At 48.4% G+C, this 22,722-nt stretch carries 19 protein-coding genes; 5 read left to right on the top strand and 14 right to left on the bottom strand.

Annotated features, from left to right (window positions below):
* Positions 1–81 precede the first annotated feature (81 nt).
* Entirely contained in the window at positions 82–1,371 is a 1,290-nt protein-coding gene (locus AC3WTP_RS01140; RefSeq protein ID WP_492392742.1) for an MFS transporter, read from the top strand.
* A gap of 107 nt (positions 1,372–1,478) precedes the next feature.
* Here the strand turns inward: AC3WTP_RS01140 and AC3WTP_RS01135 are convergent, their stop codons facing one another.
* From AC3WTP_RS01135 to AC3WTP_RS01085, 11 genes are all read right to left on the bottom strand, one after another.
* Positions 1,479–1,709, bottom strand: a complete 231-nt coding sequence (locus AC3WTP_RS01135) for a hypothetical protein (protein ID WP_492392741.1) — start codon at positions 1,707–1,709, stop codon at positions 1,479–1,481.
* Between the two features lie 100 nt (positions 1,710–1,809).
* Entirely contained in the window at positions 1,810–2,481 is a 672-nt protein-coding gene (locus tag AC3WTP_RS01130; protein WP_492392740.1) for a DUF2642 domain-containing protein, read from the bottom strand.
* 236 nt (positions 2,482–2,717) lie between these two features.
* Entirely contained in the window at positions 2,718–3,758 is a 1,041-nt protein-coding gene (locus AC3WTP_RS01125; RefSeq protein ID WP_492392739.1) for a hypothetical protein, read from the bottom strand.
* Positions 3,759–3,935: 177 nt separating this feature from the next.
* Positions 3,936–4,559, bottom strand: coding sequence for a hypothetical protein (locus AC3WTP_RS01120; protein WP_492392738.1), 624 nt, complete (start codon positions 4,557–4,559; stop codon positions 3,936–3,938).
* Between the two features lie 235 nt (positions 4,560–4,794).
* Complete coding sequence (locus AC3WTP_RS01115) at positions 4,795–4,959, bottom strand: DUF7577 domain-containing protein (RefSeq protein WP_492392737.1); 165 nt, start codon at positions 4,957–4,959, stop codon at positions 4,795–4,797.
* A 136-nt stretch (positions 4,960–5,095) separates the two neighbouring features.
* A complete protein-coding gene (locus tag AC3WTP_RS01110) occupies positions 5,096–6,835 on the bottom strand; it encodes an ABC transporter ATP-binding protein (RefSeq protein ID WP_492392952.1) in 1,740 nt (579 codons plus the stop codon).
* Between the two features lie 136 nt (positions 6,836–6,971).
* Positions 6,972–8,705, bottom strand: coding sequence for an ABC transporter ATP-binding protein (locus AC3WTP_RS01105; protein ID WP_492392736.1), 1,734 nt, complete (start codon positions 8,703–8,705; stop codon positions 6,972–6,974).
* Between the two features lie 958 nt (positions 8,706–9,663).
* Complete coding sequence (gene cydC / locus AC3WTP_RS01100) at positions 9,664–11,415, bottom strand: thiol reductant ABC exporter subunit CydC (RefSeq protein WP_492392735.1); 1,752 nt, start codon at positions 11,413–11,415, stop codon at positions 9,664–9,666.
* On the bottom strand, positions 11,412–13,139 hold the full coding sequence (cydD, locus tag AC3WTP_RS01095; RefSeq protein ID WP_492392734.1) for a thiol reductant ABC exporter subunit CydD: 1,728 nt from the start codon (positions 13,137–13,139) through the stop codon (positions 11,412–11,414). The genes cydC and cydD overlap by 4 nt, the downstream gene beginning before the upstream one ends.
* Positions 13,139–14,158, bottom strand: a complete 1,020-nt coding sequence (gene cydB, locus AC3WTP_RS01090; RefSeq protein WP_492392733.1) for a cytochrome d ubiquinol oxidase subunit II — start codon at positions 14,156–14,158, stop codon at positions 13,139–13,141. The genes cydD and cydB overlap by 1 nt, the downstream gene beginning before the upstream one ends.
* Positions 14,151–15,563, bottom strand: coding sequence for a cytochrome ubiquinol oxidase subunit I (locus AC3WTP_RS01085; protein WP_492392732.1), 1,413 nt, complete (start codon positions 15,561–15,563; stop codon positions 14,151–14,153). The genes cydB and AC3WTP_RS01085 overlap by 8 nt, the downstream gene beginning before the upstream one ends.
* A gap of 743 nt (positions 15,564–16,306) precedes the next feature.
* On the opposite strand from AC3WTP_RS01085, the gene AC3WTP_RS01080 reads away from it, so the two are divergent.
* The 3 genes from AC3WTP_RS01080 (at position 16,307) to AC3WTP_RS01070 (ending at position 19,839) form a co-directional block, all read left to right on the top strand.
* Positions 16,307–17,515, top strand: coding sequence for an MGDG synthase family glycosyltransferase (locus AC3WTP_RS01080; RefSeq protein WP_492392731.1), 1,209 nt, complete (start codon positions 16,307–16,309; stop codon positions 17,513–17,515).
* 316 nt (positions 17,516–17,831) lie between these two features.
* Entirely contained in the window at positions 17,832–19,097 is a 1,266-nt protein-coding gene (locus tag AC3WTP_RS01075; RefSeq protein WP_492392730.1) for a Glu/Leu/Phe/Val family dehydrogenase, read from the top strand.
* A 196-nt stretch (positions 19,098–19,293) separates the two neighbouring features.
* A complete protein-coding gene (locus AC3WTP_RS01070) occupies positions 19,294–19,839 on the top strand; it encodes a GNAT family N-acetyltransferase (RefSeq protein ID WP_492392729.1) in 546 nt (181 codons plus the stop codon).
* A 62-nt stretch (positions 19,840–19,901) separates the two neighbouring features.
* Here AC3WTP_RS01070 and AC3WTP_RS01065 read toward each other — a convergent pair whose 3' ends face one another.
* Positions 19,902–20,420: a putative ABC transporter permease gene (locus AC3WTP_RS01065; protein ID WP_492392728.1), complete on the bottom strand. Its 519-nt coding sequence runs from the start codon at positions 20,418–20,420 to the stop codon at positions 19,902–19,904.
* Between the two features lie 120 nt (positions 20,421–20,540).
* Positions 20,541–21,488: a 1,4-dihydroxy-2-naphthoate polyprenyltransferase gene (locus tag AC3WTP_RS01060; protein WP_492392727.1), complete on the bottom strand. Its 948-nt coding sequence runs from the start codon at positions 21,486–21,488 to the stop codon at positions 20,541–20,543.
* Positions 21,489–21,700: 212 nt separating this feature from the next.
* Here AC3WTP_RS01060 and AC3WTP_RS01055 point away from each other — a divergent pair, with 212 nt between their 5' ends.
* Positions 21,701–21,832: a DUF4023 domain-containing protein gene (locus AC3WTP_RS01055; RefSeq protein WP_492392726.1), complete on the top strand. Its 132-nt coding sequence runs from the start codon at positions 21,701–21,703 to the stop codon at positions 21,830–21,832.
* Positions 21,833–21,952: 120 nt separating this feature from the next.
* Here AC3WTP_RS01055 and AC3WTP_RS01050 read toward each other — a convergent pair whose 3' ends face one another.
* Positions 21,953–22,321: an MFS transporter gene (locus AC3WTP_RS01050; RefSeq protein WP_492392951.1), complete on the bottom strand. Its 369-nt coding sequence runs from the start codon at positions 22,319–22,321 to the stop codon at positions 21,953–21,955.
* Positions 22,322–22,722 lie beyond the last annotated feature (401 nt).

Raw genomic sequence — 22,722 nt, 5'->3', positions numbered from 1 at the left:
CTTCTCTCCCTTCCTCTTTTTTACATGGCAGTATACAATAGTACAATCCTTATTGAATGAATTATGGAGGAAACCGCCATCATGCAATTTGCTCACAATCTGATGACTGAAATAAGGGGCTGGAACCGGAATATCCAGTTATTTTTTATATCGAATATCCTCTATCAATTCGGCAGCGGCTTGTTCTCGGTGTTATACAACCTATACATAAAGTCGCTCGGGTACGGTCAGGAGATGAACGGCAGCATCGTCAGCATACAGTCATTGGCGACGGCACTGCTATTCATTCCAATTGGACTTCTTGGCGATCGATTAAGCCGCAAGCCTTTTCTTGTGACCGGCGCACTATTCACAGGCATACTGTTTATCAGTCGCGCATTTGCACAAGGAGAGCCCTACCTGCAGCTGCTAGCGATCGGGACAGGGGTGTTTGCTTCATTCTATCAAGTATTGGCTGTTCCGTTCTTGGCAGAGAATACAGGCATAGAGCGCCGCTTGCGCATGTTCAGCCTGCACTTCTCGATGGTTCTGGCAGCTCAAGTGCTTGGCAACATTAGCGGCGGCATCTTAGCAGACAGCTTGCAAGCGGTCGGCATCGATCATACACAGAGCTTGCAAACCTCCCTGCTGCTTGGCGGCATAGCCACTTTCTTATCCTTCATCCCGTTACTATTCGTGAAGGAGAAGAAAGCAGAATTCGTATTAGAAGCTTCTATTTCTACAGTTGCCGCAAAATCTATACATACAGCCGATGAAGCTAGGGAAGATTGGCGCAACATCGGCAAGTTCACAATAGGCCAGCTGCTAATTGGGTTCGGTTCAGGCTTGGTCATACCTTACCTGAATCTGTACTTTACCGATCGGTTCGACATCTCGTTGACCTCAGTCGGCTTGCTTGTCTCTCTTGGACAAGTGATGACAATCATCTCTATGATGATCGGTCCAAAGCTAGTTGGACGAGTTGGTCAGGTCAGAGCGATCGTTTATTTTCAACTGTTGTCCCTGCCGTTTCTGCTGTTGACAGGGTTTACGAATATATTGCTTATCGCGTCTCTCAGCTTCCTATTCAGGCAAGCGCTGATGAACGCAGCGAATCCGATTCAATCCAATCTCATGGTAGATCGTGTATCGGATCGCCGCAGAGGGATCGCCAATTCTATTACACAAACCGCATTTATGCTTGGTTGGGCTAGTATGGGCAGTGTGCAATCCGCGCTAATAACAAATTACGGCACATATTGGGGCTACGCGATAACGTTCTCCATTACCGGTATTCTGTATGTTACAGCAGCTCTGTGCTTCTTCCTGATGTTCCGCGAGCCTCATCCGAGTAAGCTGCACCTCAACAATCGCACGACCTCCTCTATGTAAGGGGTCACTTGGCAACAATAATGAACATGCAAAAAAGACCATGCAGGGCACATGGTCTTTCTTGCAGCTTATACACTAGCATTTATACTGCTTAATTGGTAATCGGATTAATAGAAGTCATCATCGTCGCCGTAATCATCGTCGTCGCAATCATCATGTTCGCGTTCACGTTCACACTCACACCAGCACTTAAGGCGTTTCTTTTCCTTCTTCTCGTGCTTCTTCTTGCAATCACAATCCTTTTCCTTACGCTTCTTGTGGCATCCACAATCCTCGTGCTTCTTTTCCTTCTTCTTTTCACACTTACACTTGCATTCGAATTTTTCTTTACCTGTCATATCAGGTCACCTCCTATTGGTTGTACTCTATCTTATGTTTGATATTTTTAATTGACTAAACTAATATAACTAGTCCGAAAAAGAGGTGAATGCTAGATAGCTAGATGTACGGAGAGTGAACTGTCTGTATATGCTGAATACTGCTGAACAACCGCTCTTCATCAGCAGTAACCAATTCTATTAAACTACCTTCCAATCGATATAATAGACCTTGCTTGTGCATATCATGTCCAAGATCAAGGACGATAATCTTGCCTTCCAGCTTCTTCATCTGCTCTTCAAACGTTCTAGCTAGCGTCAGTTCAGAGGGTTGCACAGGCAAGAATCTCATATCTAATGAGTAAGGGGTTCTCCTGCTCACGTTGTACGTCAGCCATTTTAGATGGATCAGAGGAATGTACATGGTCTTGTAGATTGGGGAATAAAACACGAAGTAGTTCGTTAACACGTTGGTGATATATCCATGAATCGTTTGGTTGCTGGACACATACAGCTCTATGAACTGTCCTTTAGCACAGCTCAATGTTTTTCGATATGAGATATCGCGCTCATTCAACAGTTCTTCATCTGGAGGAGCCATCATCCTTGTATCCTTCTCTTTCATTAACTTCATATGCTGCATATGCAAGGATGAGATGTATACATACCTGCTGCCATCGTAAATGACGATGATGTCCAGTCCATAATCTACAAGCCTGCCTGCTAATCGCCTGCTTCCTGTTACTTCGATCTCAACAGGCTGCCCAATATAACTGCTAATTAAGTTCATCATAATACCCCCTTCTTAAAAAATGGATATATATGCGCGGATACGAATAGATGTTGACGAAACTTACGGCTAGTCCCACACAAAAAAGCGATGTTTTGCTTGCGAACTCCGCAACCACACTCACAGGATCAAGTCAGAGTCCAGTAAACAGCTTGACGCCGACTTGATCCCATGAGCGGTTACAGAGGACCAAAAGAAAATTGCAGGTTCCGTTATCGCCTAGCGGTTCTCAACATACATCATCTTCTTTTGCGAGGCGCATAGATACGTGGATTGATTATAAGCACGTGAGCTTGCCGCGACTGAACCGTTGATTGTGCTACATTACGTTTGTTAGTCTGTTGACGCAGCGCTGTTGAGTTGACAATGCGACGCTGCACATGTCTGTTGGAGCTGAATTGGAACATAAGCGAATGAACATCTGTGTGTTCAGACTTACTTCTTGGCTTAGTTCTTGAATTCCATTTGTTCGGATAAGCCTTCTGTCGTGAGCGCCGAGTTCGCTTTCTTCTTTCACGGCTATATTGCATTTCAGGTAGATCATAATCCTCTGTCATAATGCCGGATAACGACACCGGCGCAGCAGCGATAGGAATAGCAGATAAAGCTGGTTCTCGGGAAATGCGTTCTTTCACATGATCATGAACAGAAGGCTCTACTTCCTGATGGACAGGTGAAGAAATGTCTAGCGGGGAATCTGGGGATTGGACCTGTTGAGATTGAAGCAACGACAACTTAGGTGCAGGATTAGATTCAGGTACAGGAATAGGTTCAGGTTCGGCTGGCTGTTCGGGTATAGCAGACACTCGAGATTTCTTCTCGATTGAACAGCTTATACGCTCAGGAATCGCCTTTACTTCTCGACTTCGGCTTATGGATACAATATGTTTAGTACACACGTTTACAATCTTGTCGTTATCCACTAGAAGCAAGAAGTCGTCAAGGAAATGAATTAAGATGCCCCGAACAGCCCCAGCACCACCGCGATTGATATCCACCACATAGTAGCGCATGTTGTAATATACATCTTCTAAGCAGACCTCATCCTCGCACCAATCACCTTCCATCACATTAGATGGCAGTGCATATCGGTCCTCACGGGAGTCCACGCCCGCACTCTCAATATTCTCGATCTGGTAATATACAGGTCCATGCTCATCAGTCTTGACGACCAGGTGATCCTCTTTAATTGCCAAGAGCCTTCCTCGGCTTGAGTACGGACCACCTCTGTTGATATTAACTTCCATACCTACTTGGCTGTTCAGAAGAGATTGTACCATGCGATTATCACCTTTCATTTGTCATAGTCAGACATTGATAATCCATATATACTCATCCCTATAGATGTCTGTACTAATCACTTCGCCTGTTTTACTAGTTCGATATCATAATAGTGAAGGAACCTAGATATACGAAATTATGTTGTATACCCAGATTCCTCGTCATCGTAAATGTAACTACTTATCGTGCTTTCGGCATTTTTTATCATGTTTGTCGTCATTTTCGTACTTGCATTTTTTACGCTTTTTGCTTTTCTTCTTATGATGATCGTCTTCACAGTCTTTGTCGTCATCGTCATCATCATCATCATCATCATCATCGCAGTCAACTTCAACTTCATATTCATATTCATAATCATCTTCATCTTTACAGTCATCATTCTCCTTGCATACAACACTGATGCTGCGAACGTGGTAAGTAAATACCGTAACGACCTCTCCTTTAACGATGACAAGCAGACGATCATCACCTACTGATGTCAGAACACCTACAACCTTCTCCGGACCGCTTCGGTTTATCTGCACAGTACGGTATTTCATATTGCTAAGAACATCAATGAAGCATGGCTCATCAAACGAAGGATAACAATCTTCTTTTCCGTGATCTTCGCAATAATACCCATTCACAGTCATACTCTTGATATGTTCGGAGTTGTAATAAATGACACCCTCACGCTTATGATCGATGGCCAAGTAGTCCTGCTTCACCGCTATCAGTTTCCCAACTCTTGACTCAGGGCCGCCTCTGTCTATGCGAACGACTCTACCTATCATAGACATAACAAAACTGATTTTCTCCATGAGATAAATATCCCCTTCCATTTGTTGTGGATATGAACTTGTGATGCATAATACGTTACCTATCCGTTACTTGTACTAGTTCTACACCCATCTTGTAACAAATCCGCTAGTATACTAGTAAAAAGCGGGATATCTATCCCTGCTGAATCAAAAAATTCAATCAGCACCCAAAAAAAAAGACTGTCCCTGAGGTAGAGGAGCCTACTTCAGAAACAGTCAATAATGCATCACATGATCAAATATCTTTTCCGCACTTCGGACAATAATCAAAGTCCGACTCCACCTTTGTCCCGCAATACGGGCAATAATCCCCTTCGAAACGTCGATTGGAAGCTCTTGGCTCTGGCTGTTGACCGCTCAGATCGTCATTAATCTCGGAGAGCCTTCTGTCGGGTGTCATCTTCCCTCTGCCGTAACGTTCCTGCAGCGGATTGCGCTGACGGCCCTCGTCCAGGCTTAATACTCTTCATCGGATCACACCTTTCATTTGATTCCATTATTATGAAATACGGTCATCTGGATGAATAGTTGCTCTATTAGGTGTAAGCCCCATGCTGCTCGTACTGCCCCTCCACCAGTTGGCTGTAATATCCCTTCTGCCGCATCAGCTCATCGTGCGATCCGTTCTCTTGAATCTGTCCATCGATAAGCACGAGAATCTGATCTGCTTGCCGGATCGTATTCAGACGATGCGCGATGACGATACTCGTTCGATCCTTCATCAGTCGATACAGCGCTTCTTGGATGTGGAGCTCTGTCACGGTATCAATACTGCTCGTCGCTTCATCCAGAATAAGAATAGCCGGATCCGCCAAGATCGCTCGCGCGATAGACAGCAATTGCTTCTGTCCTTGGCTGATGCCGCTTCCCTCGGTATCTAACCGCGTATCATACCCATCAGACAGCTTCATGATGAAGGAATGTGCATTAGCCTGCTTAGCCGCTAGTTCCACTTCCTCATCCGTAGCTTCCAGACGTCCATATCGAATGTTATCTCGAATGGAGCCTTCAAATAAGAAGGGGTCTTGGAGGACAAAGCCCATATGACCTCGCAGGCTGCTTCGTGTAATCTCCTTGATATCCATTCCATCCACTCGAATGTGGCCGCTATTCAACTCATAGAAACGAGATAGAAGCTGGACAAGCGTCGATTTGCCCGCTCCAGTAGGTCCGACTAATGCGGCAGTTTGTCCTGGAGCAACATGGAATGATACATCCGAGACAGTCTGAACATCCGCATCGTACGCAAAGGATACGCCGTCGAATTCGATATCGCCTCGTAAGTGCTGAAGCGGCTTCGCATGGGCTTCATCACTAGCCTCCGGCTCCTGTTCCAGCACTTCAAACACCCGCTCCGCGCCAGCAACGGCAGAGAGGAACGTATTGAACTGATTCGCCAGATCATTCAGCGGTCGCGTAAACTGCCGCGCGTATTCCGCAAACGTCACGATAACACCGATTGAGATTAGATTATATACCGCCATCATGCCGCCTGCGCCTGCAATAAGGGCGAAGCTCAGATCGTTCAGCATATTCATCAGCTTCGGAATGAAGCCGGAGTACATCTGCGCCCAATATCCCGTGGCGCGCAGACGCTCGCTCTTCGCCAGGAATTGCGCAGTCACCTTCTCTTCCTGGGAGTAGGCTTTAACCAGCTTCTGCCCGGAGAAGGTTTCTTCCACGAAGCCGTTCAGCTCGCCGAGCACGCGCTGCTGCTCTTTGAAGTACGGACCAGTGCGGTTCGTAATCCACCGCATACCAAGAAACAACAGTGGTACGATAATTAAGCTGACTAACGTCAGCAGCGGGCTGAGCCACAGCATCATGGCGAGCATACCGATGAAGGTCAGTATACTGGAGGACAGCTGGATAAAGGAGCTGTTCAATGTCTGGCTCACGTTATCCATATCGTTCGTAAGCCGGCTCATCAGCTCGCCGTGCTGACGCTTCGTAAAGTAAGCGATTGGCAGGCGATGCAGCCCTGCGAATAGATCCGCGCGCATTCGAAATACTGCGCGCTGGGCGATGTTGATCATCCATATCGATTGCAGCCATGTCGCAGCTGAATATCCGAGGTAGGTTAGGCCGAGCGCGCCTACAAGCAGGGGCAATCCCTGATCGCCCTTTGTGCTTATGTAATGGTCGATCGCATATCCGAGCAGATAGGGTCCCAGCAGCTTAAGGGCGGAGCTGAGGACGATCATGAATAATATAAGTGCTAGCTTGGTCTTCTCGCTCGATAGATACGCCCATATCTTGAATAAGGTGCCGAACATATCCTTCGGTTTTACTTTCGGCTTGCCTATGCCGTGCGGACCTCCCGATCCATGCGGCGGGCGCGGCCCTGCATGCGCCGCTTGATGCGATAGGTTGCTCGTGTCGCCGCTTGATTGTGCCGTTGAAGCTGCTGGCTTAGACATGCGGCAGCGCCTCCTCTCCGAGCTGAGAATGTACGATGCGGCGATACAGCCCCGACTGCTTCAGGAGCTCGTGATGCGCGCCTTGCGCGAGCAGACGCCCCTCATCCATCAGCAGAATAGCGTCCGCATGCATAGCGGCGCTGATCTTCTGCGTGATGATCAGCGTGGTGCCGTTCAGCTTCGGCAGCTCTGCGAGCAGCCTTGCTTCGGTGCGCACGTCGAGCGCGCTCGTGCTGTCATCAAGCAGGAGCAGCTTCGGCTTGCGGACAAGCGCGCGGGCAATCGCGAGCCGCTGCTTCTGACCGCCGGACAAGTTGACGCCCTTCTGTCCGATCACGGTATCATACTGCAGCGGCAGCTTCATGACAGTATCGTGGATTTGAGCGGCCTTGGCCGCCTCCACAATATCGTCCAGCGAGGCATCTTCGCGCCCCCAGCGAATATTGTCCTGCACGGTGCCGGTGAACAAGAGCGATTCCTGCGGCACGAAGCCGATGTCGCGTCGAAGCGAGTCCAGCTTCATTTTCCGAACATCGGTACCATCTATCTTCACGCTGCCTGCCGTAACATCGTACAAGCGCGGTATGAGCTGAAACAGTGAGGACTTGCCTGCGCCTGTCGCTCCCATGACCGCAACCATCTGACCTGGCTGTGCTGTAAACGAGACCGTATTCAGAACATCTTCAGCTGCGCCTGGGTATCGGAAGGAGACTTGAGCGAACTCCACTTCTCCAGAAGAGATGCGACGACTCGCATCCACATTCTCTTCTTCAACGATGCCTGCCTTCGTATCGAGAACCTCATCAATCCGCTGCAGAGACGCTTTCGCGCGGGATATGGTCATGACGACCATCGATATAACGGAAAATGCCCCGATCATTCGAGTCCCATAGTTAATGACCGCAACAACCTCACCTACGTTGGCGCCGCCCCAGATATGTACCTGCTTGCTGCCGAACCATAGGATGAAGAGGATGCATGCATTCATGACTAGCGTTAGCACGGGCACTGTCGTTTCGACCATCCATAACGCTTTCATGTTGTGCTCCATCAGCTCCTGGTTCACATCTTCAAACCGCTTGACTTCATGCCTGCTGCGCACAAATGCTCTAATGAGTCTCATTCCTAGCAGATTCTCTCGCATAACGCCGTTGGTTCGATCCAATCGTTCCTGCACAGCGCGAAACAGCCTGAAGGCCATTTTCATCATCCACAGTAAAAATAGAAACAGCACGGGTGTTACAATAGCGAGAATAAAGGCGAGCTTGGCATTGACTAGGAGCGCCATCACGAGTCCGCCTATAAGTACGAGCGGCGCGCGCAGTATGATGCGCATCCCCATGAATACCAGGTTCTGAAGCTGTGTCACGTCACTCGTGACCCGAGTAATGAGCGTTGATGTAGGGAATTGATTGAAGTTGGAGTACGAGAAGGATTGGACTTGTTCAAATATTTTCTTGCGGATGTCGAAGCCGACATTTTGCCCGACACGGGCTGCGAAGATCGAGTTAATAATGCCGCAGGTAAAGCTAATTGTCGTTAGGCCGAGCATAATGCCGCCCCATTGCAGCACACTATCCAGGCTCTGCGGCATAATGCCTTCGTTGATCACTCTAGCAATTAGAACTGGCTGCAGGAGCTCAATGCTCAATTCTACGAGCAGCATAGCGATTGCAAATGCAAACGGCTTGCGGTAAGGCCTCAGCCAGCGCCACATATTGCGCATGCATCCACCTCCATAAAGTCATCACAATATAGAAATACTAACATAAATTCCACAAATTTAAAGCATAAACCAGCGCTGTTTTACAATTCATGCGCCGCACACCATGCGGCACTTCCTGTGCCGCTCACAGCCGCTTCCCCCTCTCGGTCACCTGCTATGATATGCCTGTCCATACGCTTCATTACCTCTGTAACACGGTTTTTCCCTGCTATCTCGCTACTTTTGCGCATTTCGCACGCTGTAACTGGGAAATAGCCTGGCAACTCGATCTGGCATGACTCTCCATCCGCCTCATTACCTCTGTAACACGGTTTCTCCCTGCTATCTCGCTACTCTTGTGCGTTTCGCACGCTGTAACAGGGTAATGGCCCGGTAACTTGCTCGGACATGTCTGTCCATCCGCCGCATTACCTCTGTAACACGGTTTTTCCCTGCTATCTCACCACTCTTGTGCGTTTCGCGCGCTGTAACTGGGTAATGGCCCGGTAACTTGCTCTCGCATGACTGTCCATCTAATTGAGTAACCAGAGGGGGGTAACGGTAGGGTACAGGGAAATAAATCGTGAAACTTACGATAACAACAATAGGTTGTTAAGCACCGATGAGGTTCCAAGCTGTATGCGGACACACGAGCCCTTATTTACGGCAAAAGTCGCTTTTTTGGCTCACTAGCGGACCGTAGATCCGTTATTTCAATGAAATCAACGGAAATCCCCCCGTTTTGTAAGGAATAACGGCCGCTGAGTCCGCCAAACTCTAATATGTATCGTATTTATCTAAAATAGCGGCTCCTGTGTCCGCTTCAAAGCCAGAATCCGTAGGTGACCACTTATACGGCTTCAAAATGGGCTCTACCTGACTCCGCAGCGTGAAGCGTGATGATCGCTCCCCACTCAATCCACACAAAAAAAGCACAGCGGTCGGAGATGACATCTCCAGAACTGCTGTGCTTGTATTATTAGGTAAATGGTCGATCCAGGCGGTACAGGCCGCGGTAGCGAGGATTCTGCTCCATCAGCTCGGCATGCGTGCCATGCATCTCCACTCTGCCGTTCTCGATAAACATAATATCATTCATCTGCTCGACACCTACCAGGTGGTGGGTGATCCAGATCAATGTCTTCCCTTCCAGCGTGCGGAAGATCGTCTGCAGCAGCTCCCGCTCGGTGAGCGGATCAAGCCCTACTGTCGGCTCATCCATGATTACGATCGGGTTATCCTGCAGCAGCACGCGTGCCAGCGCGATCCGCTGGCGCTCGCCGCCCGAGAAGCGCTGCCCCGTCTCGTGCATCGGCGTGTCATAGCCCTCCGGCAGCGACTCGATCAACGCGCTGAGCTGCACTTGCTCAGCGACGCGACGGATCTCTTCGTCCGTCGCGTCCTGACGACCAAGGCGAATATTATTCGCCACAGTCGTATCAAACAGATGCGGCCGCTGATTCAGCACGCTGATCAGCTGCGGCATCCGCTCGCCGATGGCGAAGGCTGGTGTTCCGTTAATCGTAACGGAACCACCGCCAGGCGCAACCGCGCCCTGCAGCAGCTTCATCAGCGTCGACTTGCCGGCGCCGCTGCGGCCGATGACCGCGATCTTGCTGCCGGGCGCGATGTCGAAGGATACGCCGTCCAGCGTCCAATCGCTCGCTCCCTCGTAGCGGTAGTGCGCCTGCTCTACGCGAATGAACGCATTATCGCGTGCCGCCGCAATCTCCGCATCGCCAATGGAAGCATAGCCTCCATCAGCAGCCTCCGCGCCTTTTGTCTCGCTGATTCGGACAAGCCGCTCAACCGAATCCTTGTACTGCGGGATTCGCTCGATCGCCTCAGACACTGGCAAGAAAGCATCCATTAGCGGGAAGATGACGAGCACGAACGCAGCAATCAACGTCACATCGATCTGCCGATCCGCATACTGCTCACCTGACCAATAGATGACAGCTACCACTATCAAGCCAACAACAAGCTGACCAATAAATGTACGCCATTTCGCCCAGTTGCTTAATGTGCGCTCTACTCGTGCCAGACTCGCTTCATCTTCTTCATACGTATCAACGAATTGCGCAGACCGTCCGCTGATTACCCAATCGCTCATTCCCAGCACCGCATCTGTCAGCTTCTGATACAAGCGGTTCTTCTCCTGCTTCGCCCGGCGATTGCTGCGTTTCATGAGCCATAGCGATACACCCGGAAGAACAAACACGAGCACACCGATATACAGCGCCATCAAGCCTGCAAACACGAGGTCAAACCAACCAAACACCGCAATAACAACCGCATACATACCGAGCGCAATGACGCTTGGAAACACCGTCCGCATATATACGTCTTGCAAATATTCAATATCGTCAGCCAGCGCGCCTAAGATATCGCCCGTACGGAAACGAGAGCGAATAAACAAAGCTTGCGGCTCTACGATACGGTACAGACGCACCCGCATATCAGAGAGGATCCGCAGGATCACATCATGGGCGATCAAACGCTGACCATAATGGATAACCGAGCGACTGATTCCGAAAGCCCGTACCAATACAGTCGGCACGTACACCATCAGGATGTTCTCTGGACGAAGCGCTGATTTCGAGATCAGATACCCTGAAGTGAACATGAGCGCGCTTGCCGTGGCCACTGTCAGAATACCTAGAAGGACGACTAGAGCGAAGCGCCCGTAGTACATCTGGAAATAAGGACGGAACCACCGTTCGCGTTTCATTGCCATCCCTCCATCTCTGTCGTAACCAGCTCATGATACGCACCGCGGCGCTGCATTAATTGATCATGCGTGCCGATCTCTGCCACCTTGCCCTGCTGAAGCACGATAATCATGTCCATGTCAGGCATCCAATGCAATCGGTGCGTAGCTAGAAACACTAATTTATGTTCAAACAAGGAGAGCATCGTCTCCTTCAGCTCATATTCGGTTTCAATGTCCAAATGCGCAGTAGGCTCATCAAGAAGCATAATCGGCCGCTCCCCTAGAAAGGCGCGCGCCAATGCCACTCGCTGCTCTTGTCCTCCGCTCAGCGTACGGCCTCCATTGCCCACAACCGTGTGCAGTCCTTCCGGCAATTGCTCTACAATGGACTTCAAACCTGCCGCTTCGATTGCACGAGCTACATCATCCGAGCGTGCATGCGGTTGATAGAAGCGCACATTGTCTTCCAGCGTCGCGCTAAATAGATAAGGGTGCTGCGGAATGTACGTCACCAGCTCACGCCATGCTTCATCTGCAAGCGTCTCCAGCTTCGCATCATCAACCGTAATACTGCCTGAAGATGGACGAAGGAATCCGCCCAGCACATCAATCAGCGTGGACTTACCGGCACCGCTCGCACCGATGATGCCAATCTTCTTCAATCCCTGCACGCGGAAAGTCACGTCCGTCAATGAAGCAGGACCGTCCTCCTCATGCTTTAACCCTATTTCATGTACCTCAAGAACACGATCATTCGTCCATTTCATGCCTGCAGGCAGTTCAGCTGTGACCTCAACCTCGGACGCTTTACGGATGAGATCCTGTATAGCTTGACCTGCTTCTTTGCCATTGAGCGTTGCGTGATAATCTGCGCCTACCATGCGAACAGGCAGAAAGTATTCCGGCGCAAGGATGAGCACCATGAGGGCTGTCGGAAGCAGCATCGTACCCTCAATTAACCGCAAGCCAAGGCTTACCGCCACGAATGCCACAGACAGCATCGTGAAGAAATCAAGCGCGAATGAGGATAGAAATGCAAACCGCAAGGTCTTCATCGTTGCAGAACGATACTTGTCGCTCACCCATTCGATCGTATCGCTATGAGAACGGCTTAGACCCAGCACCTTCAGTGTATCCAGCCCTCGCAGCGAATCGACAAAGTGATTGGACAAGATGCGATAAGACTTCAACTGGTTATCTACCTGCTTCTTCGCAGCCAGACCAATCAGAATCATAAATATGATCAGAATAGGTATCGTAATCGCTAAGATGAGCGCTGAGATCTTATCCTGCGTGAATATATAGATCCATATGATGATGGGTGTGAATGCCATCCCCAGCATACGCGGCAATATTAACTCTAAGTAGGTACGGAACTGAGCCACGCCATCCAACACCATTGTTACGACATTACCCGTCCCCTCCCGCTTCGCAACCCGAGGCCCGAAACGGAACAGCTTATCCATCAGCTCCTTGCGGAGATCGCGCCCCGTTCGTTCTGCGAATCGATAGGCAATCTTCTGCATAAGGAGCGCCGTCACTTGACGGACGATAAACGCAAGCAGGAACAGGGCAATGTTATTTGCCTGTTCCTGCAGCGTATCGCCGGCAAAGAGGGCGGACACCGCGTCCGCCAGCCCTTTAGCCAGCATTATGATGGACACACTATGAATCAGGGTAAGCAACGCAAGAACCGCTATGACGGGCTTGATCCCCTTATATCCAAGTAGTGATTTATCCATTAATAAGTCAAATGCTCCTTCTCGTTAATCCGTTTATGGAAGACAAAGTAGCTCCAGATCTGATAGCCCAATACAAATGGCAGCAGCGTCAACGCCACGATTGTCATAATCTTCAGCGAGTAATCGCCAGAAGACGAATTGTATACAGTCATGTTATAGGCGCTGTCCAAAGAGCTAACCAATACGTTCGGGAACATGCCCACGAACACTGCAGATACCGCGATTGCAATCACAGCACCTGTCATACCAAACGCCCAGCCATCGCGCTTCTTGGACATGAAGTAGCCTGCTAATATAAAGGCTATCACACCAAGGACTGCCATCGCAATCAGAACCGCGCCGCGGCTGTCAAAGAAGTCTGTATTGAAGTAAGTCATAAGCCCGAATCCGAGCAGCAATACCGCAAGTGGAACCAACAACAGCTTCGCAAGCTTGCGAGCGCGTTCCTGCAGGTCGCCTGTAGTGCGCAAGGACGCAAACATCAGACCGTGTACAAGACAGAGCAACGTAACTGCGACACCGCCAAGGACAGTATATACATTTACAATATCACCGAAGAATGCGGCATGCATCTCCATATTCTGATCGATAGGCAAGCCTTGCACAAAGGTTGCGAACACGACACCAAACAGGAACGGCGGCAATATGCTGCCGATGAAGATGACGATATCCCATGTCTTCTTCCATGCTGCAGTGCTTCCTTGGTGACGGAATTCAAACGCTACGCCGCGTCCGATAAGCGCAAGCAGCAGCACGACGAGCGGAATATAGAAACCGCTGAACATCGTCGCATACCAATGTGGAAATGCGGCGAACATCGCGCCGCCCGCTGTCAGGAGCCACACTTCATTGGCATCCCAGAACGGGCCGATGGAGTTGATTAATACGCGTTTCTCTCCATCATTTTTCGCTAAAAATAATGTCGACATACCTACACCGAAGTCAAATCCCTCTAAGAAGAAGAATCCAACAAACAACACACCGACAAGGACAAACCACAGTTCACTCAACTCAAACATGGAGATTCTGACCTCCCTTACTGAACGGATCGTTCGTCGTTACTTCTGCAGCGTGATCATGATCCACCGCATCTGGACCCTTCTTAATCACTTTAACGAACAGATAGAGCATGACAACTAATAGAATCGTATAGATCGTTGTAAATGCGATCAGGGAGAATAACACCTCACCTGAAGTAACGCTAGGAGAGACACTGTCTGCTGTCGTCATTAAGCCGAATACCGTCCAAGGCTGACGACCAATCTCTGTCATAATCCAACCGGCTGTATTCGCGATGAACGGCAAGGAGATCCCAAATACCATCATTTTCCAATACCAAGGCTTAATCTGATCAATCTTCTTGCGAGCCATCATATATACACCGTACATAGCCAACAAGATCATAAGCGAACCTGCTACAACCATGATGCGGAAGCTCCAGAATGTTGTCTTAACCGGAGGAATATAATCACCTGGACCATACTTCTGTTCATATTCCGCTTGCAGTTCCTTCATCCCGATAACTTCACCGGAGAATTTACTATAAGAAAGGAAGCTCAGTGCATATGGAATCTGTAACTCCATGCTGTTTTCCTGTTTTTCTGTGTCAATCTTAGCAAATACCGTCCATGGCGCAGGGTCTTCACTCGTCGTCCACAAGGCCTCTGCCGCAGCCATCTTCATTGGCTGTGTATCAACCAGATACTGTGCTTGCTGGTGACCAAAAAGCGCAACACCAATTGACGAGATCAAAGCTACTACGATAGCGATATTAAATGACTTTTTGAAGAAGGCAACATCCTTCTTCTGCATCAAGCGCAGCGCACTAATACCTGCGATCAAGAATGCGCCTGTCGCAAATGCGCCCAATACGGTATGCGGAAACTCTACAAGTGCCTGACCGTTGGTAATGAGTGCCCAGAAGTCGTTCATCTGTGCGCGGCCATCAACAATTTCATATCCGACTGGATGCTGCATGAAAGAGTTCGCTGCCAGAATCCAGAAGGCTGACATCGTCGTCCCTAACGCGACTAACCAGATACAGGCCAAATGCACTCTTTTCGATAGACGATCCCAACCGAATATCCATAAACCGATAAACGTGGATTCCATAAAGAACGCAGCCAACGCTTCAATTGCAAGCGGCGCCCCGAACACGTCTCCTACGAAGCGAGAATAGTCCGACCAGTTCATACCGAACTGGAATTCTTGAATAATACCTGTTACTACACCTACAGCAAAGTTAATCAGGAACAGCTTGCCCCAGAACTTTGCCATCTTTCTGTACTGCTCTTCACCTTTGACGACATACATCGTCTGCATAATGGCGATGAGCAGCGCCAATCCGATCGACAACGGAACGAAGAAGAAGTGAAATATCGTCGTCGCTGCGAATTGAATACGGGACAGTTCAACTACATCCATCCGTAATCCCCCACCTTTCTCATACTAGTACCATTTTCCATATTTACATGCTATGTCAAGCTAAGTGGCCGCTTCCGCCTGCTTCAGTGACCATCGAAACCTGCGGTCGGCGGTATTAGCCTGTATAACGGAAGATCAAGAGTGTTGCTCGTGACCCATCATCATTCTGTCAAAAAAGTCACTTCATCGTTGTGACAATTATCACACACTTGCCCGTTCTCTTTGAGCAATTTGAGAACTTTTTCTCAAACTTCACAAGTTTGTTGAAAATGTGGGTGAATTCTATCACAATTGTACTTGCGTTTGACTTATAAGGCATTTTAACTTTTGTAATAGTGTTTATTGTCAAGCGCATTCTGTGAAATGGGTTCTATTATACCATTTTTCCATAAATAGGTTTACATTTCATCATTCCTCTATATAATAGATACAGATAAGTATGGCTTTAAAGATGTGGTTACAAAGTGTATCAATCGACTAGCTACCCTCAATGCTATCAATAGCCTTGACGACACCTGTGAATATTGGCGCTTCTCTTCCTGTATACCCGTTGAATTCATTCCATTCCATATACCTGCTCTCCGTTTATGTAACAACTTCACCGAAAAGTACTCGACGAAAGTCTAGTTCAAATACCAATCCAGGGTCGGTTTTACCACAGTCATCCATTTCATAAAATGAGAGTATAAGCCATGCAGACTTGACGATTAAACAAAAGACACAACACAAGGAGAGAGTGGAGTATGTTCGGGTGGACGACGCTAACAGACAAGACTCACAGAACCAAAGTACTGGTACTGACCGGTTCACTCGGGCATGGTCATGTACAAGCTGCTAGTGCAATTGAAGAATCAATGCGGAAACGTTACGGCAATCATATAGAGGTACAAATCGTAAATTATTTGGAACAGATGGCGCCACATCTTCACATGGTAGGCTCCTATTGCTTCGTACAATGGCTCAAGCACTTCCCTGGCATGTACGGCACACTCTTCGAATGGATGCGGAAAGATCGCAAGCTGGCGCAATTCATCAAGAATGTGCGCCTAACAAGCTTGCGCCCGCTGGCCAAGCTCATTCGTGAGACAGATCCAACTATCGTTGTAAGCACATTTCCAGCCGCGAGCGCTGCAATCTCTAAATTGAAAGAACGCCGCATCATTAACTGTCCAACTGCGACAGTCATTACCGATCATACGGATCACAGCTTCTGGCTGTATCCATGTACAGATATGTACTTGGTCGGATCCGAGCATGCTAAGCAGAAGCTGGAGCATCAAGGAATACGCAGCAGCAAGATTGTGGTTACCGGAATCCCGGTACGGCCTGCCTTCTATGACGCTTATAATAAAGAGGAGCTTCGCGTTCAGCACGGGCTGCACACAGAGAAGTTAACTGTCCTTCTCATGGGAGGCGGCTGCGGCTTGCTGGATCCGGCGATATTGCACGCAATGGAGTCTGCCGCTTGGACCAAAGACCTGCAGATCGTCGTCGTGTGCGGTCGCAACGACAAGCTTCAGCGTCAGCTTCAGCATTGGAGCGAGAAGGTGTCGCTCGACGTGCATATTAAAGGATACATCAATAACATGCATGAATATATGGCGATGGCTGATGTGATGATTACGAAATCAGGCGGTGTTACAACTGCGGAAGCGATAGCCCAGCACCTGCCGCTTATCATTTATAAACCGTTGCCTGGTCAAGAGCAGGATAACATCTCCTATCTGCTGAAGACCGGACTTGCCTGCCAAGCAGAAGATGTTCCATCCTTGCTTGAATGCTTGTCCCGCTTCACAGCACAACCAGAACTGCTCAAGCAGATGCGCCAAGCCGTAGAGCAAGAGCATTCAGGCACTGAGCGGGATCCGATCGATGCCATCATGCAGTTGAGAAGCACGCCAGCACCTGCTATCCGCTCAACGCCGTCTTGGTTCCGGCGCCCAGTGGGCTAGCCATAACAAGATCCGGTCTCGTAGAGTTACGCACTCGATGAGAACCGGACTTTTTGTATTTTTTCAGTATTTACACGTTTACCCATAATTTAAGCGAATGAATAAATCCTCATAGTGATGTATACGTTTGCATAATGGGTTTTTCCATAATTTACGGCTAATATCCTCGTGTTTCAAGCGCTCATGGATTTTTTTTATCAGTGTATATTGTGATTTTTATACATAAAATACACAAAAGCCATTTAAAAATGTCAATCATCTCTTTATAATAATTAGCAAGCGTTTTGTACCAATTTAGAAGGATAGGTGAGTGGATATGATACAACATAACACAACTACAGATGATTCGTTGAACCCTTATTTAAATGCACAACGTCAGGTGGACGCTGCAGCGGCAAAGCTACAACTGCCTAAGCATGTGACAGAGATATTGAAGAAACCTAAGCGTGTACTGTCCGTCAGCTTCCCTGTGCGTATGGATGATGGTTCAGTTCGCGTATTCGAAGGCTTCCGCTCCCAACATAACAATGCAATCGGTCCAACTAAAGGCGGTATTCGTTTCCATCCAGGCGTTACTCTCGATGAAGTTAAAGCATTATCCATGTGGATGACCTTCAAGTGCGGAGTTGTCGGCCTCCCTTACGGCGGCGGCAAAGGCGGCGTTATTTGTGATCCTAGAGAATTTAGCAAAGCAGAGCTTGAACGCGTTAGCCGGGCATTCATGGAAGCTATAGCAGATATTGTAGGTCCGGAGAAGGATATCCCAGCTCCAGACGTATATACTACTCCACAAATCATGGGCTGGATGATGGACACTTACAGCCGTTTGAAAGGACATTATTCACCAGGCGTTATTACAGGCAAGCCGCTTATTATTGGCGGATCGCTTGGACGCAACGCTGCTACAGCACAAGGCTGTGTTTATGCTATTGAATGTGCAATGGCTGATAAAGGCCTCCCAATCGAAGGTGCGACTGTAGCGATCCAAGGCTTCGGCAACGCAGGCCGCATCGCAGCTCGCCTCCTGAATGACATGGGCGCTAAGATTGTAGCAGTCAGCGATTCCCGCGGCGGTATCTATGATCCGAACGGCTTAGATGTTAGCCGCGCTGAGCATCTGAAAGATCATTCCGAGCTTACAGACTACGGCCCTCAATATATCATTAGCAACAGCGAGCTGTTGGAGCTACCTGTTGATATCTTGATTCCAGCAGCACTTGAAAATGTCATCACGAAAGAGAACGCTGGAAACATCAAAGCCAACATCATTGCAGAAGCTGCTAACGGTCCAACAACACCGGAAGCTGACGTTATCTTGAACAATAACGGCATCACCGTTATTCCTGATATCTTGGCTAATGCGGGCGGCGTTACGGTATCTTACTTCGAGTGGGTACAGAACCTGAACAACTACTACTGGTCTGAAGAAGAAGTGCTTGAGAAGCTAAGAGCTAACATGATTAGATCTTGTGAAGCTGTTCGTGATATGGCAGCGGCATATGACACGGACCTGCGTACTGCTGCTTACATGATCTCGATCAAGCGAGTAACAGACGCAATGACAGCACGCGGTTGGGTATAAAGGGTATAAGATAGCGGCAATTCAATCTATATGCAGCATGTAAGAGTGCGAAGGGTCCTTTGTAAGATGGAGGATTCTTCGCATTTTTGTATATGGGGCCTATTCGCGTAGACACCCGTACAGCATTCGGAACGCGCTTGTCTTTATGCGATTATTCGGTTATAACTGGGAATAGATCTAGAGGAGGGATGAATTCATGAGAACTTATACATTAATCCAGCAGCAACTAGACAATGGATTAGAGGTTCATCAAGCAGTGCTAGACGATACGTCCGATATTATGGAGCTCCTCACGAATACTGCGAAATGGCTGAAGAGCAAAGGTTCCACCCAATGGAGCGCGCTTCTGGACGGACACGATGTTCACGGGACCGGCGACGCCATTGAGCGCGGCGACGTATTCCTATTCAAGCAGGGCAAGATCGCAGCAGCCATGGTCATCCTGTTAACAGAACCAAGTCCTTGGGATCTGGACTTATGGGGAGACGACGGGCACGATCCATCCTTCTACGTCCATCGCCTGGCGATTAACCGCGATTATGCGGGCCAAGACCTGGGCAACGCTGTCATGCAGTGGATTGAGAGCGGCATCCGCATCGAGGGCAAGCCGCAGATTCGTCTGGACTGCATCGAAAGCAATGATACCCTGTTCCGTTTCTACAGCGGAGCTGGTTTTGAGCATAAAGGCGCTGTAAAGGGCTTTCATCTATTTGAGAAAGCGAGCGCCGCACATCAGAGCTAACGATGTGCGGCGGTACATTAGCGCTCTCCCGTTGAAGTCGGGCTCGTCTCTTCATCGTTGAATCAGGTCAAGTCTGCGGCTCGTCTTGGTCGACGATGAAGAAGCGTGCTCCCTATATCCCCCACCATATACATCATCATTACCGGTTCCATGCGCAGCCAAGCCGGTTCCATACTTCCGTAAAAAGCCGCAACAGCAGGATGCAAGATATACAGAACGACTAACGACAACAGCAGCCAGTAGAGCGAGAATCTGAGACAGACGTATCCGTTCATCTGAAACCGATAGTCGGAATAATCCCAATAGCGTTTGTGGAACACCTTATCGAGCATAAGCCCGCTAATATATTCAATAAGCGACGGAATGAAGAAGCTAAGCAGCAGCATCCCCCACCAGGATAGCCCAGCATCTGATGCCATGATCAGCATTATTGGCGCGATACCGTACATCGGCTTAAGCGGTCCCAGCAAGAAGCCCTCCTGTTTATACACGCCTGTCGTCCATTTGCAGTAAACCTGCTCCAGCAGCCAGCCCCCACATGCATATACCATGAAATAAAAAAACAGCGCCGATCCTGTCATATTACGACCACCTTCATTTTCAATGGGTATGTTCATATGCTCTGTAGTTTCACGCTTTCCCGCTGTAATTATTCATCTTTCACCTGGGAATCAGATCAGCTCGCGATCGCGCGCCTCCGTCTAGCTAACTAGAATGGCAACAAGGAGCAGCGCAATGCGCGCCGCGTTCATGACGATAAAGCTTCTGACAGAGAGCACGAACGTCTCTGCCTTCGTCTGCTTCTCCATAAATTGTGTTACATTCTTCCATACGGGAACTACAGTCAGCAGCGGAAGCACGAGCAGCAGTGGATAAACCTGCAAATACAGATATACCGCCAAATCCAAGTAAGCAACAATGTAGCTCAAACGGAACAGGCGCAGAGCATTAGCTTTGCCGATGTATATCGGGAGAGTGTATCGATTATTCATAATATCCTCGTCCATGTCGCATATGTTGTTGGCCAGCATGATATTTCCAATGCCGATAACAGCCGGTATGGAGATGAGGAAGATGAGCAGTATTTCCTTCAGGTTGATGAAGATATCTACAAATCCATATTGGTATATCAATACCATCATATGTTCAGGCTTAAGATGAATAAAGGCAGCGATAAATATAATGCCGAATCCCATGAACAACCCAGAGAACAGCTCGCCAAGCGGCATCCGCGAGATCGCGACAGGACCGAACGAATACAGGATGCCTACCATAAATGAAAGCCCGCCAAGCAGCAGCACAAGCACATTGGTGTTCAGATACAGCAAGATACCAGCACTTGTCGCTACGACAAATAAAGAGATGATCGTCGCCAACACGGTGCTTTCCTTTAATTGATGGCTGACTATAGCGTTATGGACAACATAACCGTAGCCTTTGGTTTCAATTGCCCGCTTATAATCAAAATAGTTGTTCAACGCAGTGGTCATCATGTCGAAAGAAAGCAGCGATACGAACATCAGTATAAAATTTCCCGCCTGAAATTCGTGAAACCGCAGCATTGCATACAAGCTTCCGATGAGAAATGGAATGATGCTGGCGGCTTTCGTTTTGATTTCGACCAATTGCAGAAAGCTTCTAAAGGTCACGGTCCATCCTCTTCCCTACTATAAGTTAATGGTTAATATTTGAAGTTGCCCTTCGTTTCATACATACATCAGTCATATGGTACTAAGCTATAAGCCGCTCCGCTGGTACGAAAGCATGGTGAAGGACGCCGACCATCCTCATGATTTGAGAGCTTGCTGGTTATTCTAAGAATGAACTAAAGATCTGCGAGTACATGTAAAGGAGGCCGCCCATGGACAGTACCCGTGAATTTGTCGATAAGGTGCATGATACACAGCGCAAGCAAGAGCTTAACCATAAGCATTATGGAAAAGGAACACCCTCAGACAAACTGCCAGGCAAGCAGAAGAGCACCAATAAATAGTATAAGGGCCGTCGCGATCACTGCGATCGTAACGGCCTCTTGTCATACTCACGCATATGCGGTTACCCCGCATGTTGAAACGCATTATGGGAACGACGACGGCGGTGGTTGTACCAACTCCTACACCCTCACCCTTGCGCGGCGTCGGTACAAGATCCGCTGCAATGGCTCCTGTTGCGGTCGTCGAAATACCGAGCCGATGCCGTGAACCAGTCGAAAAGCGAGCATTACCTCGTAACTGTGAACAAATGAGTATAATAACATACAGATCAAGTATACACTAAGTCCGACCAACATTATTTTCTTCTTGTCGCCATCATCCAACCATTTTCCTGCTAAGGGACGAAAGATGACAGTAGTGAACACAAAGATTATCATAATCAAGCCGACCTGCTCTTGTCCGCCGTGCAGACTGTCCATGACAAAGATCGGTAATGTAACGAGTAGAATATAATAGCCTAAAAACATAAAGAAGTGGCATAAGCATATGGCTGTATGTGATCGTTATTTAGATATCCTCTTGTGCGTTCTGCATAATGGATCATCGAGCCGAGCAATGGTTCAGGATTCATGATAAACCCCCATAAATAGTTGCTATAGCGATAATATGTTCTCCAAATATTACCGTCAATCTTCGTCGTGGACGAACCTGATTCAAATCATAAGCATGGGCTTGCTTCTGAACGGCAAGTACCAACACGCAGATCGCTGCAGCAGGCGGCTGTACGATATCCCATAAGGGTTTCGGCCTTAGCGAGAGTATGAAACATCTACTCTATTTTGATTATTACAATGGGGTGGAAATATACCATCGGGATCAAGAAATCCTAACTTAGCCACTCTTTTACAGGTGATCATTACTTAACCACTCGGTTGCAGAAATAAAAAGA

This window comes from Paenibacillus sp. EB106-04-04-XG159, from assembly GCF_058791835.1.
Note: the sequence above shows the minus strand (reverse complement) of the source record. Positions and strands in the feature narration are given on the sequence as shown.

What these genes read in the sequence shown, in the direction of transcription:
- AC3WTP_RS01140 (WP_492392742.1), top strand. Translation starts at nt 82, where the DNA reads ATGCAATTTGCTCACAATCTGATGACTGAAATAAGGGGCTGGAACCGG.
- AC3WTP_RS01135 (WP_492392741.1), bottom strand. Translation starts at nt 1,709, where the DNA reads ATGACAGGTAAAGAAAAATTCGAATGCAAGTGTAAGTGTGAAAAGAAG.
- AC3WTP_RS01130 (WP_492392740.1), bottom strand. Translation starts at nt 2,481, where the DNA reads ATGATGAACTTAATTAGCAGTTATATTGGGCAGCCTGTTGAGATCGAA.
- AC3WTP_RS01125 (WP_492392739.1), bottom strand. Translation starts at nt 3,758, where the DNA reads ATGGTACAATCTCTTCTGAACAGCCAAGTAGGTATGGAAGTTAATATC.
- AC3WTP_RS01120 (WP_492392738.1), bottom strand. Translation starts at nt 4,559, where the DNA reads ATGGAGAAAATCAGTTTTGTTATGTCTATGATAGGTAGAGTCGTTCGC.
- AC3WTP_RS01115 (WP_492392737.1), bottom strand. Translation starts at nt 4,959, where the DNA reads ATGACACCCGACAGAAGGCTCTCCGAGATTAATGACGATCTGAGCGGT.
- AC3WTP_RS01110 (WP_492392952.1), bottom strand. Translation starts at nt 6,835, where the DNA reads ATGTTCGGCACCTTATTCAAGATATGGGCGTATCTATCGAGCGAGAAG.
- AC3WTP_RS01105 (WP_492392736.1), bottom strand. Translation starts at nt 8,705, where the DNA reads ATGCGCAATATGTGGCGCTGGCTGAGGCCTTACCGCAAGCCGTTTGCA.
- cydC (WP_492392735.1), bottom strand. Translation starts at nt 11,415, where the DNA reads ATGAAACGCGAACGGTGGTTCCGTCCTTATTTCCAGATGTACTACGGG.
- cydD (WP_492392734.1), bottom strand. Translation starts at nt 13,139, where the DNA reads ATGGATAAATCACTACTTGGATATAAGGGGATCAAGCCCGTCATAGCG.
- cydB (WP_492392733.1), bottom strand. Translation starts at nt 14,158, where the DNA reads ATGTTTGAGTTGAGTGAACTGTGGTTTGTCCTTGTCGGTGTGTTGTTT.
- AC3WTP_RS01085 (WP_492392732.1), bottom strand. Translation starts at nt 15,563, where the DNA reads ATGGATGTAGTTGAACTGTCCCGTATTCAATTCGCAGCGACGACGATA.
- AC3WTP_RS01080 (WP_492392731.1), top strand. Translation starts at nt 16,307, where the DNA reads ATGTTCGGGTGGACGACGCTAACAGACAAGACTCACAGAACCAAAGTA.
- AC3WTP_RS01075 (WP_492392730.1), top strand. Translation starts at nt 17,832, where the DNA reads ATGATACAACATAACACAACTACAGATGATTCGTTGAACCCTTATTTA.
- AC3WTP_RS01070 (WP_492392729.1), top strand. Translation starts at nt 19,294, where the DNA reads ATGAGAACTTATACATTAATCCAGCAGCAACTAGACAATGGATTAGAG.
- AC3WTP_RS01065 (WP_492392728.1), bottom strand. Translation starts at nt 20,420, where the DNA reads ATGACAGGATCGGCGCTGTTTTTTTATTTCATGGTATATGCATGTGGG.
- AC3WTP_RS01055 (WP_492392726.1), top strand. Translation starts at nt 21,701, where the DNA reads ATGGACAGTACCCGTGAATTTGTCGATAAGGTGCATGATACACAGCGC.